At 48.8% G+C, this 12,060-nt stretch carries 10 protein-coding genes and 2 pseudogenes; 6 read left to right on the top strand and 6 right to left on the bottom strand.

Features of this window, described 5'->3' with window-relative positions; translation table 11 throughout:
• The first annotated feature begins 64 nt into the window (after positions 1 to 64).
• The 3 genes and pseudogenes from ACXADP_RS12680 to ACXADP_RS12670 all read left to right on the top strand — a co-directional run.
• Complete coding sequence (locus ACXADP_RS12680; RefSeq protein WP_474971580.1) at positions 65 to 2,239, top strand: malate synthase G; 2,175 nt, start codon at positions 65 to 67, stop codon at positions 2,237 to 2,239.
• A 219-nt stretch (positions 2,240 to 2,458) separates the two neighbouring features.
• Positions 2,459 to 2,593 (top strand): annotated as a pseudogene (locus ACXADP_RS12675) (FAD-binding oxidoreductase); the annotation flags it as partial.
• Between the two features lie 2 nt (positions 2,594 to 2,595).
• A pseudogene (locus ACXADP_RS12670) lies at positions 2,596 to 2,745 on the top strand (L-lactate permease); the annotation flags it as partial.
• Between the two features lie 168 nt (positions 2,746 to 2,913).
• On the opposite strand, the gene ACXADP_RS12665 reads toward ACXADP_RS12670, so the two are convergent.
• Positions 2,914 to 3,390, bottom strand: coding sequence for a DUF456 domain-containing protein (locus tag ACXADP_RS12665; protein WP_474968278.1), 477 nt, complete (start codon positions 3,388 to 3,390; stop codon positions 2,914 to 2,916).
• Between the two features lie 618 nt (positions 3,391 to 4,008).
• Complete coding sequence (locus ACXADP_RS12660; protein ID WP_474968279.1) at positions 4,009 to 5,016, bottom strand: aldo/keto reductase; 1,008 nt, start codon at positions 5,014 to 5,016, stop codon at positions 4,009 to 4,011.
• Positions 5,017 to 5,139: 123 nt separating this feature from the next.
• Here ACXADP_RS12660 and ACXADP_RS12655 point away from each other — a divergent pair, with 123 nt between their 5' ends.
• Positions 5,140 to 7,533: a penicillin acylase family protein gene (locus tag ACXADP_RS12655; protein ID WP_474968280.1), complete on the top strand. Its 2,394-nt coding sequence runs from the start codon at positions 5,140 to 5,142 to the stop codon at positions 7,531 to 7,533.
• A 72-nt stretch (positions 7,534 to 7,605) separates the two neighbouring features.
• Positions 7,606 to 8,817 carry a cation:proton antiporter gene (locus tag ACXADP_RS12650; RefSeq protein ID WP_474971579.1) on the top strand — a complete coding sequence of 404 codons (1,212 nt, stop codon included), beginning with the start codon at positions 7,606 to 7,608 and terminating at the stop codon, positions 8,815 to 8,817.
• 97 nt (positions 8,818 to 8,914) lie between these two features.
• Here the strand turns inward: ACXADP_RS12650 and ACXADP_RS12645 are convergent, their stop codons facing one another.
• From ACXADP_RS12645 to nfsA, 3 genes are all read right to left on the bottom strand, one after another.
• Positions 8,915 to 9,409 carry a LysR family transcriptional regulator substrate-binding protein gene (locus ACXADP_RS12645; protein WP_474972315.1) on the bottom strand — a complete coding sequence of 165 codons (495 nt, stop codon included), beginning with the start codon at positions 9,407 to 9,409 and terminating at the stop codon, positions 8,915 to 8,917.
• A gap of 197 nt (positions 9,410 to 9,606) precedes the next feature.
• A complete protein-coding gene (locus tag ACXADP_RS12640) occupies positions 9,607 to 10,335 on the bottom strand; it encodes an NAD-dependent protein deacylase (protein ID WP_474968283.1) in 729 nt (242 codons plus the stop codon).
• Between the two features lie 12 nt (positions 10,336 to 10,347).
• Positions 10,348 to 11,088 (bottom strand): oxygen-insensitive NADPH nitroreductase, encoded by a 741-nt coding sequence (gene nfsA / locus ACXADP_RS12635; protein WP_474968284.1) that lies wholly within the window; start codon positions 11,086 to 11,088, stop codon positions 10,348 to 10,350.
• A gap of 175 nt (positions 11,089 to 11,263) precedes the next feature.
• On the opposite strand from nfsA, the gene ACXADP_RS12630 reads away from it, so the two are divergent.
• A complete protein-coding gene (locus ACXADP_RS12630; protein WP_474968285.1) occupies positions 11,264 to 11,608 on the top strand; it encodes a hypothetical protein in 345 nt (114 codons plus the stop codon).
• A gap of 8 nt (positions 11,609 to 11,616) precedes the next feature.
• Here the strand turns inward: ACXADP_RS12630 and ACXADP_RS12625 are convergent, their stop codons facing one another.
• Positions 11,617 to 11,868: a hypothetical protein gene (locus ACXADP_RS12625; RefSeq protein ID WP_474968286.1), complete on the bottom strand. Its 252-nt coding sequence runs from the start codon at positions 11,866 to 11,868 to the stop codon at positions 11,617 to 11,619.
• Positions 11,869 to 12,060 lie beyond the last annotated feature (192 nt).

Genomic DNA, 12,060 nt, shown 5'->3' with positions numbered 1-12,060 from the left:
TCCGACAATTATTGGAAGCGTTTTCTGTCGGATGTTCTTTCCATTTATGAAGGAGGAATAAAGAATGCAGGACTATGTGAAAGTGGGAAACATTCAGGTCGCTCCTGTGCTGTATGAATTTATTAATAAACAGGCGGTGCCGGAAAGCGGCATCTCCAGTGATGACTTCTGGTCCGGTCTTGAAGCCATCCTGGACGACCTCACTCCAAAAAATAAGCAGCTGCTGCAAATCCGTGATGAGATGCAGGAAAAAATCGATGATTGGCATCTCAACCATGATCTATCCAACAAAGAGGCCTATACGTCGTTTTTAAAGGAACTGGATTACATCGAGCCGGAAGTCGGGGACTATTCCATTTCCACAGAAAATATTGACGATGAAATCTCCCGTCAGGCAGGTCCTCAGCTTGTGGTGCCTGTAAACAATGCCCGATATGCCATCAATGCTGCCAATGCCCGGTGGGGAAGCTTGTATGATGCGTTATATGGGACGGATGTGATCAGTGAAGCAGATGGAGCCGAACCTAAAGGGGACTACAATCCCATACGCGGCGAAAAAGTCATCACCTATGCAAAATCGTTTCTTGATCGGACATTCCCACTTGCTGAAGGCTCACATGAAGACGTCGAAGGTTACAGGATATTTGACGGCCGTTTGCAAGTGAAAACGTCAGCAGAACCGACGGAGCTGAAATATCCGGAGCAGCTGGCTGGATTCACTGGAGGACCAGATGCACCGGCGGGCGTGCTGCTTGTCAACAATGGTCTCCATGTCGAGATTCAAATCAACCGTAATCATCCGATCGGTCAGACGGACAAGGCTGGTGTGAAAGATGTGCTTGTGGAATCAGCAGTGACGACGATTATGGATTTTGAAGACTCCGTGACGGCCGTTGATGCGGACGATAAGGTCGAAGTCTATCAAAATTACCTCGGTCTGTTAAAAGGCGGTCTTTCTGTCACTTTTCAAAAGGGAGACCGTGAGATCAAGAGAGAGCTGAACCCGGACCGGACGTATACGACGCCGGACGGAAGTTCCCTGATTCTATCCGGGCGCTCTCTTATGTTTGCAAGGAATGTCGGGCATCTCATGACGACCGATACGGTTCTTGATCAGAACGGGGAGGAAGTGCCGGAAGGAATCCTCGATACCGTTGTCACCGGACTGCTGGCAAAACATGATTTGTTGAAAAATGGGCCGTATCAAAACTCCGCCAAAGGGTCTGTGTATATTGTAAAACCGAAGATGCATGGCTCCAAGGAAGTGGCGTTCGCCAACGAGTTGTTCAACCGGACAGAGCAGCTGCTTGGCTATGAAAAAAACACATTGAAAATCGGCGTCATGGATGAAGAACGGCGCACAACCTTGAATTTGAAGGCCTGTATCAATGAAGTGAAGGAGCGCATCGCATTTATTAATACCGGATTTCTTGACCGGACCGGCGATGAAATCCACACATCTATGGAAGCGGGGCCTGTCATCCGCAAAAATGATATGAAAGATTCGCCATGGCTGCAGGGCTATGAAAAATCGAATGTCCTTGTCGGCGTCCATGCCGGATTCCGAGGCCGCGCGCAGATTGGAAAAGGAATGTGGGCGATGCCGGACCGAATGGCAGAGATGATGGCCGTGAAGGACGGCCAGCTGAAGGCGGGAGCGAACACCGCATGGGTGCCTTCCCCGACAGCTGCAACTCTTCATGCCCTTCACTATCATGAAGTAGATACAGCCGATGTACAAAAAGAAATTTCCGGGGACCCTGCCGTTCTTCAGCAGGACATTCTGAAGGTTCCTGTATCAAAGGACAGAGACTGGAGGGAAGCGGATATCCAGCATGAACTGGATAACAATTCCCAGGGAATTCTCGGCTATGTTGTCCGGTGGGTCGAGCATGGCGTCGGATGTTCGAAAGTACCGAACATCGACGACGTTGAATTGATGGAAGACCGGGCGACGCTTCGGATTTCCAGCCAGCATATGGCGAACTGGCTCCACCATGGTATCGTCCAGGAAGATCAGGTCATGGAAACATTGAAGCGGATGGCGAAGGTCGTGGACGAACAGAATGTGGATGACCCTGAGTACAAAGCGATGTCCCATAACTATGAGCAAAGCGTGGCCTTCCAGGCGGCCTGTGATCTTGTGTTCAAAGGAAAAGAACAGCCGAACGGCTATACCGAACCGATTCTTCATAGACGACGCCGCGAAGCGAAACAGAAACAATATGCCAGCCATTAAGAAAAGGGAGCCGGAATTCCGGCTCCTGTTCTCTTTCCGGCAGGGTCTGGTAGGAAACCAGAAGGGAGGAGCCTGATGGACACTCAGGAACATGTGAAGCTTAAGGATATCTATGGAAATAGAGGAAGCCTGCTTCATGAACCCGTAACGGAGGAAGGAATCAGGGAACTGCTGACACAGGCCCATAAGGAAGGGCCGCACGTGGCTGTTGAATCCGGAGGCACGAAGCGGTTAGCCTACGGATTCGGGCGTGATCTCGTCATCGGACTACGTGTGGTCTATCCTGATGGACGGATCATCCCTACAGGTGGGAAGGTCGTAAAAAATGTTGCCGGTTATGATATGAATAAATTGTTGAAGGCATCCGTGTCTGGGAGTTTGCTTTATTTGCTGCTTTTGCCATGACCATTCCGTATACCATCGTTGCAAACCTTCTCGGACCTGAATTTCCGTCTATGATTGGCGGATTGGTTGGACTGGCCATCGTCTGGACGGCTGAAAAAGGGATCTTCAATCTTGGCTCTATATTAGCCGCCATGATTATGACCGCGCCCGTCTATGTAATCGCCACCCATCATAAACGGCTTCCGGAAAGCCGGCTTCGGAACCTGAAAAACGTACGTGCAGCCAAATAAAACTACGCCCGGGATGCAGGCTGCATCCCGGGCGTGTTTTTAAATATCGATGAAGAACCAGATGACCATGATTAGTGTGATGACAATTTTAGCCGCGGTACCACTAAGGAAGCCGAATAAAGAGCCGATAGCGGCCTTGAAGGCATCCTGGCTTTCCCTCTTTTGAACAAGTTCTACAATGATGACAAGGACAAAAGGGACGACTAAGATCCCAAATGGCGGGATAATAAACGAGCCGATAATGACGCCGATGGCCGCTGCCCGCTCGCCCCATTTGCTTCCCCCATACCGTTTCACAAAATAACTATTGGCGATGATATCGGATATGATAAGCAGAATCGTAAGCACAACCGCACCGATCCAGAAAAAGACCGACAGTTCGTTCCCATCTACAAAAAAGAAATAGATCAGGAATCCAATCCATAAAACCAATGGTCCTGGAATGATCGGGAATATGACACTGGCAAAACTCGCCACGAAACTTGCAATGATGAATACCCATATTAGAATTTCCATTGTTCCATCCTCCTCATTTACACTACGCTTCTATTACGATTCACAACAAAAAAGGTTTCTAAACTTTTCTTTCTTCAATGCTTAGGTTTTGTTTAAAAGAGCAAAGTGAGCTCTCATAAGGGACCATAGCTAAGGAAATTCCGTCTCATCACCTTGTGTGTACGGACGTCCAAGGTGTCTTGGCAGCACGAACTAAGGGATTTCAGTCGTTCCAGCGGTTCTGTAATCTTCATATTTTGCAAGTGGATAGGCCTGTATACGGACGGTTTGTAAAAACTGTCGAGGTTGTGTGTACGATAGACTTTTTCCGCAGAAGATTTCTTAGATTTTCTATAAAAAAAAAGCGGCCTTCTATTATTTAGAAGGCCGCCTCTTTTCCCGCTCATCATTTGGTAAGGTCACGAGAAGCGTTCGGTGGTGACGCCTGCGGGAACAGCGCGAGCCGAAGATCCACCCGGGCAGGTGTTCTTCCTGCCCGAGTTAGCTGAGGCCGTGCCCGCGGCAAGCATCCACCGATAAGCGGAACGTGACCATCTGGACATATGGTCACGTTCCTACGATTTGAATGATCGTATTTCTGAAATTTACAGACCTGTGTAAGCATCCGACTTTAAAGGTTTATTTTAGACCTAGTTCCTGGCGGTCCGGTGGAGCCATGAATTCAGGACCGACCGGGTCGTTGACATGCTTCAATAAAATCTCATCAATATCATGCATCGTCTGCTCGTCGATCTGGAAATCACTGATACCTTTGACAGGATTGAGCTGGTCCGGACGACGTCCGCCCATTAGAGCAATACCGGAGCCGGGCTGATCAAGCACCCAGCGCACCGCAAGCTGAAGGACCGATTTTCCGAACCGTTTCTCAGCAAGCTGTTCCAGTTCCTGTACAGCGTTTAAATACTGCTTGAACCGCGGCTGGTTGAATTTCGGATCATTGTTTCTCAAATCATCGCCTTCAAATTCCCGATCGGTGGACATTTTTCCGGAAAGGAGTCCGCGGCAGAGGGAACCGTAGGAGATCGTTGTGATCTCATGATCCTGCACGTATGGCAGTGTTTTGGATTCAATATCACGTTCAAATAAATTGTAAGGGGGCTGGAGCGTGTGAAGCGGTGCAGCTTCACGGAATATATCCATCTGCTCCGGCGTGAAATTACTCACTCCGATGGCACGGATTTTTCCCTGCTTATGCAGGTAGGCCAGCGCTTCAGCGGTCTCATGGATCGGTGTGACCGGGTCCGGCCAGTGCACCTGATAGATATCGATGTAATCCGTCTGCAGGCGTCGGAGTGAATCTTCCACTTCCTGGTGGATCCGCTCTTTGCTTGCATTACGGAAGACCGTTTCTTCGTCTTTCCAGTCCATAGCTACCTTCGTCGCTAAGAGAAGATCTTCGCGGCGTCCATACTGGCGGACGGCTTCTCCGACAATTTCCTCTGATTTACCAAACCCATATACTGGGGCTGTATCAATTAAGTTAATGCCTTGATCGAGAGCGGCATGAATCGTTTGGATGGATTCCTTCTCATCTGTGCCGCCCCACATCCAGCCGCCGATGGCCCATGTGCCGAGGCCGATGCGGCTGGCTTCCATTGATGTATTACTAATTCTTACTTTTTCCATTATTTCTTCACCTCCACAATCAAACACATTATGGTCTGTACCCGATTTTTGCAGAAATTAACCACACCCATTTGTAACTTTTCCAGCCGAACCTATCCACTTTCCAGATGGCAGGTTATAATAATGGTAATGACGAAAGGGGCTGGGGGAGTGGAAACAGCGGGAAAGTTTCATACAGAAAAACAAAAGCACCGGAAAAAATGGAAAAGGCCTGTATTTTGGACGCTTGGAATTACGATTTTTTTAATGATTGCTGTCGTTATTTTTGTAAACGCTTACACTTTGAGGAGCCTTCCTGAAACAGAAGGTGACGTTTCGCTGCAGGGGTTAAACGGACAGGTTGAGGTGCTCCGTGACGAAAATGGTGTGCCTCATATTGAAGCGGAAAGCCTGGATGATTTATTCATGGCCCAGGGCTATGTTCAGGCGCAGGACCGGATGTTCCAGATGGAGCTGGCCCGCAGGCAGGCGTCCGGCCGGTTGAGTGAAGTGGTTGGTGAAGCAGCCATTGAACAGGACCGGTATTTCCGGACATTGGGACTTAGACGGGCGGCGGAGAAATCGCTGGCTGTATATCCAGAGGAAACGATGGAACTGTTGCAGGCTTTCGCAGACGGAGTGAACGCTTATATGGAAACAGAGCCGCTCCCACCCGAATTTGCCATGATGGCCATTGATCCCGAGCCCTGGACACCGCTTGATTCATTAACAATTGGAAAATATATGGCTTTTGACCTGGGCGGGCACTGGGAACGCCAGGCGTTCAACTATTATATTCTGGATAATTTTTCTGAAGAGGAAGCCTATGAATTGTTTCCCGCTTATCCGGAAGGAGCTCCAACCGTTCTAGCGGATGCGGAAGGGCTGGACGTGGAAGAAAGTCTGGCTCATGCGGTTATTCCACACGAATTCAACGGCAGTAACAACTGGGTGGTCAGTGGCAGCCGGACGGCTTCCGGTTCGCCGATGCTGGCTGATGATCCTCATCTCGGAATGGCCACCCCGTCCATTTGGTATCAGATGGATTTAATGGCTGATGATTACCAGGTTTCCGGTGTCATTTTTGCCGGTATCCCGGGAATCATCCTCGGCCACAACAAATCGGCAGCCTGGGGGGTGACGAACGTCGGCCCGGATGTGCAGCAGTTGTACATGGAAAAAAGAAATCCGGATAATCCGGAGGAATTTTTGTATGAAGGCCGGTGGGAGCAGGCGGATGTGATCGAAGAAACCATTGAGGTGAAAGATGGAAGCGATGTTCAGATGGATGTACTGGAGACAAGACATGGTCCTGTGATCAGCGAGTTCAGTGAAGGAGCAGAGGGAGATACGGTCCTGTCGCTCCGGTGGACAGCACTGGATGCAACGACAGAGCTTGATGCGATACTGGAAATCAATCAGGCGGATGACTGGGAATCGTTTGAGAAAGGCCTGGAAAAATTTTTAGCTCCTGCACAGAATTTTGTTTTTGCCGGGAAGGACGGCACGATCGCCTATAAAGCGAACGGCCGTATTCCGATTTATGACAATCCGGATGATGCCCTGCTGCCATTAAGAGGATGGGAAGCAGAGGATGAGTGGCAGGGCTATATCCCTTTTGATGAGCTGCCTACGGTCATCAATCCTGAGGAAGGGTTTGTGGCTACAGCCAACAACAAAGTCGTTTCCGATGATTATCCTTATCACATCAGTCATAACTGGGCTCAGCCTTACCGGTATAACAGAATTGCTGAGATGCTTAAAAATCATGAATCGGTAACTTTGGCTGATATGCAGGACATGCAGATGGATGTCAAAAACCTGCAGGCTGAAGAATTTCTGCCTTATCTGTTGGAACATACGGAAGCTGAAGGAAACTTGGAAAAGCAGGCGGTCACCCTGTTGGAAGAATGGAATTTTGAAGATGATCGGAATCTCCCACAGCCGCTTCTATTCCATCTCTGGATGGCCGGCATCGAAAACGAATTGTATGAATCATCCATTCCCAAGTCCATTCAAAGTCTTTTCCGAGGTTCAGCTCAAACGACAGATGAGCTGTTGAGAATGGACAGGGACGGTGGAAATTCTTTATGGATGGAGAAAGCCGGAGGAAGTTCAAAGGTGATCACGACGGCTTTTGAAACCACGGTTCGGGAATTGGCTGAGGAATATGGGGAAGATCCTTCTGCGTGGAAATGGGGAGAGTATCACGCCGTGGAATTTACTCATCCGTTATCCAGTATTGGTTTTCTGGAGCGTTTCTTAAATCCAGGCGATCCTTCCCCTGTCAGTGGAAGCCGGGTAACCGTCAGAGCCGCGGGTTTTAATGAGAACGGCCTCGTCAATCACGGTGCCTCCTGGCGTTTTGTCATCGATATGGCCGAGTCACAGAAAGGATACCATCTCGTTGGTCCCGGGCAGTCCGGGCATTTCCGAAGCGCCTGGTACCATGATCAGCTGGAGGACTGGGTTGAAGGCGACTATCATGTAACAAGCCTGGATGAACAGGAAGGCGGAGTGCTTACGCTTAGCCCGTAACATGAATGCTTAGTCCATCCGGGTTTGGGGAATGACTAAAGATGTCATTTTCTAATAAGGGGGCATCCTGTTGTGCATGGGTTTCATGATGTTTTCATCCAGATTTTAATTTTATTAGCGATTTCCATTACCGTTATCGCGATTGCCAATTTGTTAAAGGAGCCGGATTCGATCGCGCTCGTCCTTGTCGGTCTTGTGCTGGGATTGACGGAACTTCCGGTGATCGAGGAAGCAGAACGGTACATCACACAATCGGAAGTGTTCCAAGCGACGATCATCTCTTTGTTTCTGCCGATTTTACTGGGTGATGCAACGTTGAAGCTGCCGTTTCATCATTTGTTTTCCGAAAAGAAAACCGTCATGGGACTGGCCTTTATGGGAACGTTCATTTCAGCGATTTGTATCGGGACTGCGTCCTATTTCTTCCTGGACCTTCCTTTGGCTGTTGCTTTCACGTTCGCTGCGCTCATGAGTGCGACGGATCCCATCAGTGTCCTGTCCATTTTTAAGTCGCTCGGAGTACCTCAGAAGATGTCGACGATTATGGAAGGCGAGTCTCTATTCAATGACGGGATTGCGGTCGTATTATTCAAAATCGCGAGCATTTATCTGCTTACCTACATTGAAATGGGATGGTCTGGCCTTGGCAGCGGAGTTTTCATGTTCCTGAAATTCGCCATTGGGGGGGCGCTTGTCGGTCTTGCCCTTGGATTTTTCTTCTCGCAGATCATTCGTTTCTTTGATGATTATCCGCTCGAGGTGGCCTTCAGCGCCCTCTTGTTTTTCGGAAGCTATTTCATTGCCGAGCATTTCCATACATCCGGAGTTATCGCTGTCGTTGTAGCAGGGTTTGTTTTTGGAGATTACGGGGCGAAAGTCGGCATGTCCAAGCAGACAAAAACGAACATCAACACGTTCTGGGATTCGATCACACTCCTTGCGAATGCGTTGATCTTCCTTATGGTCGGTCTGGAAATCCGGAACATCAATCTATCGGAAAACTGGGCCTATATCGCAGGGGCTGTCGTGATTGTACTGATCGGCCGGACGATCGCTCTTTATATCAGTACGGGTTGGATCAAGGAGCTGAATGCCAAGGAGCGTCTGCTGATCAACTGGGGCGGTCTGCGGGGAAGTTTGTCTGTCGCCCTTGCGCTCAGTCTGCCGATGGATTTTTCCGGGAGGGACCAGGTGCTGCTGTTAACCTTCTCAGTCGTGCTGTTTTCATTGATTGTCCAAGGGCTGACATTGAAGCCGCTGATCAAAAAGCTTGGTCTTGTCTGAGTCCCGAACAAAGACGCCGTTTCCCGGCGTCTTTTTTTATGTCTAAAAGTTATAACCCCATGTTAAATGAGCATTTTCGGAACGGTTCGAACTGGTTTTATACTGAACCTGTACCAAACACATGCCTGAGTCGTTGAAAGGCAGAAGGAGAGGCTGCCGCAAGATACATGTCTCTGAAGAGGGGTCGTCCTTCAATGGGGAGAAAAGTAATGCCTCTGTATTCCATATGTTTTGCCATCCATTCAGGAAAATAAGCGATTCCCATGCCCTGGGAAACAAAACCGGAGTGGGCATGTTCATGCACCGCCGTGCTTTCGTAAGAGCCTCCCATTTCTTCAGCAAGGGACTGGAAGCGGCTTGTGAACCGCTGGTTTTCAGCAGGAAGAATCTGATGCTCCTTCAAGCATTCCTCCAGGGATACGGTCTCCAGATCAGCAAGAGGAGAGTCATTGGAAACCGCAGCGACAAAGTGATCCCGGAATAGAAACGAAGCGTACAGCTCTTCCCATTCCGCTGGGGTCGGCGGACCGGTGGGGATGGGGACGATCCTGTCTGTCCTCCTTGCCGGGCCTTGTATCGAACTCTGGTCCACCAAGACAGCCGTGCTCCTATCTTCATAAAAAAAACGACCAGCGCAAACTGGTCGTTTTCTTTTCTACGTTATGCTCGTCAGGATCTTTGGATAGGCTTTAAGGAAAGCCTGTTTGTTGTGTGAATGTGCTGTATTTACGAACAGCTTATTGGTGGTGACGGCTGCAGCAGACATCCACCGATTCTCAGGTCCCTATTTTAAAGAAGCTCTTGAAGCTGTTGGACGGCACAGGAAAGATCCTCATGGAGAACGATATCAAACCAATTGTCCTTGTCTGTAGGTTCATTATTGATCAGGATCGACGCCGCTCTGCCGTGTTCCCGTGCGAAATAAGGAAGAAGACTGAATGGCGTAACCTGCAGGGAAGTTCCCATAACGAGAAGCAGGTCAGCCTCCCTGATGATCCGCTCGGCTTCGTCATGAGCTGTAATCAGGTCCCCGAACAGCATGACGCCGGGTTTCAGCGTCGTCCCACACTCCCTGCACACAGGAACCATCCTCTCCATCACACTTTCCAACGAATAAGAGCGTCCGCAGTCCTGGCAGAACGATTGGTTCAACGTTCCGTGATACTCGAGAACAGATGAGCTGCCAGCGAGCTGGTGAAGACCGTCGACATTCTGGGTAATGACAGACACATTACGTCGCTCCGATTCAAGCTCGTGAATGAATTGATGGACGTCGTTTGGACGATACTCCTGTAGAAGCTTTAAACGGAAAATGGCTTTGTACTTTTTCCAGAAGTCATCCGGATGCCTTTGGAAATAATCGCTGGACATGTAGTATTCCCGCGCATGATCTTCTGTCCACAATCCTTCACTGGAGCGGAAATCAGGTATTCCGCTTGCCGTTGATACACCCGCCCCGGTGAGAACGACGATCCGCTCTGCGCGTTTTATCCGGCGGGCTGCTGCTTCATAGGACATGAGGATCTCTCCTTACTGTTTATTGAATCCTTTTCTCTTCACGATACCGGTCACATCCATACGCATCGGTTTTGAGAAACGACGCCGCATCTGGTCCGTCCATGAGTCGCTTCGGTTGTTCGTCTGACGGGCCTCGTAATAAGAAGCAATTTCCTTGTCAAAAGCAGCAAGCTCCTCTTTGTGGTCCCGCTTGTAGCTGTTTTCAAAGTAAACAGCCTGTTTTGGCAGGCGTGGTTTAAGATCGGGCTCGTGATCCGGGACGCCGATGACCATGCCGAATAAAGGCAGGACATGCTTAGGCAGGTCAAGGATTTCATCAACTTTATCCAGTTGATTCCGAAGGCTTCCAATATAGCAGATGCCCAGTCCCATCGCTTCAGCGGCAATGGCGGCATTCTGGGACGCAAGCGCTGCATCGATGGCGGACACGAGAAAATGTTCGCTGTTTTCCAGGTTGGACAGCATCTGCTCATACTCAGATGGTGTGGCGTACAATGTATGGCGGTATAAGTCCGCACAAAAAACCAACAGGTGTCCGTTGTTTTTTACATAACCCTGGCCCGAAATTTCGGCCAGCTGGGATTTCTTCTCCTCATCCGTCACACCGATGATGCTGTAAGCCATCATGTAACTGGATGTGGAAGCCTGCTGGGCTGCTTCAATAATGGTGTTCAGTTGTTCGTCTGTCAACTTTTCATCTTTGAATTTACGGATGGAGCGGTGGTTCAACAAAGTCTCTATCGTCTGGTTCATTTTCCTGCCTCCTCAAAAGTGCTGCACATGGATCTTTTTCATTTTCTTCCTTTAAGGTAACAAAATCGACAGGAGAATGGTAATGATATGGCTGTTTTTATTCTTACAGGAATAGAAGGAATCCGTTAGAGGGGTGCAGAATCTTAAGGTATAGGAAAAAGACGAGGTGGTAAAAGTGGCGGAACTTTACAGCTTCCATTCTTTTAAAAAAAGGAAGGAAACAATAGAACTGATCCCGGATAAAAGGCTCCCCGTAGCGGTCTATCAGAGTGTGCTTTATTATATTCATCTGGATGTCACGGAACTTCAGCAGCCAGCATTTGAATACATGTCCACCCAGGGCAGTCTGCAGGAAATTTATCATGATAACCGCCTGCTTTTTCTGCATACCTTTCAATCGCTGCTGGTCCATTGGAAACTCATCTATACACCGCATGTTCTTCCGGAAAACCCGTTTGCTGTTTTTGGGACCGTCGGAGATTTATGCGCGTATATCGAAAAAAGGGTGAAAGCTCTATAAGACGATGATTACTCATGTCTTACAGCTTTCACCCTTTTTACATTGACGACTCCTAAGTATATCTGGGTAAGTCCGACACCGAACAGGACGGGAGCGGCACCAGTGACAAGGTAGGTGCTGATCATTGTCTGGATGATCCCCATGCTCATCATTAGTAGATACTTTTCCTGTTTAAAACTGAAGTAGGTCCCGATGAGGGAAAGAATGGCTAGTCCGACAAGCAGCGGTGCTGCCCATGGATAAAGGTATAAAGCTTCCATAATTATTTGTACCTCCTGATTGTTTTCTGAATTTTATAAAAGTTTATCATCTGAGTGTAATGGCTTCAACAGTGAAAAACGTCTAGTTTTGACGCTTTTCTGTTGTTTGAGGTATGGATAGGTATTCCCGTGCTGCTGCTTATTTAAACTTGTTCGTACAACATTTTTTTACATAGAGAGGGTGTTGGAAGG

This window comes from Halobacillus sp. AWH4_228, from assembly GCF_056158365.1.
The sequence above is the reverse complement of the archived record's forward strand: the minus strand, read 5'-3'. Positions and strand labels throughout refer to the sequence as shown.

Excerpts from the sequence above, each read along its gene's own strand:
- ACXADP_RS12655 (WP_474968280.1), top strand. The coding sequence starts at position 5,140 with ATGGTAATGACGAAAGGGGCTGGGGGAGTGGAAACAGCGGGAAAGTTT.
- nfsA (WP_474968284.1), bottom strand. The coding sequence starts at position 11,088 with ATGAACCAGACGATAGAGACTTTGTTGAACCACCGCTCCATCCGTAAA.
- ACXADP_RS12640 (WP_474968283.1), bottom strand. The coding sequence starts at position 10,335 with ATGTCCTATGAAGCAGCAGCCCGCCGGATAAAACGCGCAGAGCGGATC.
- ACXADP_RS12660 (WP_474968279.1), bottom strand. The coding sequence starts at position 5,016 with ATGGAAAAAGTAAGAATTAGTAATACATCAATGGAAGCCAGCCGCATC.
- ACXADP_RS12625 (WP_474968286.1), bottom strand. The coding sequence starts at position 11,868 with ATGGAAGCTTTATACCTTTATCCATGGGCAGCACCGCTGCTTGTCGGA.
- ACXADP_RS12665 (WP_474968278.1), bottom strand. The coding sequence starts at position 3,390 with ATGGAAATTCTAATATGGGTATTCATCATTGCAAGTTTCGTGGCGAGT.
- ACXADP_RS12680 (WP_474971580.1), top strand. The coding sequence starts at position 65 with ATGCAGGACTATGTGAAAGTGGGAAACATTCAGGTCGCTCCTGTGCTG.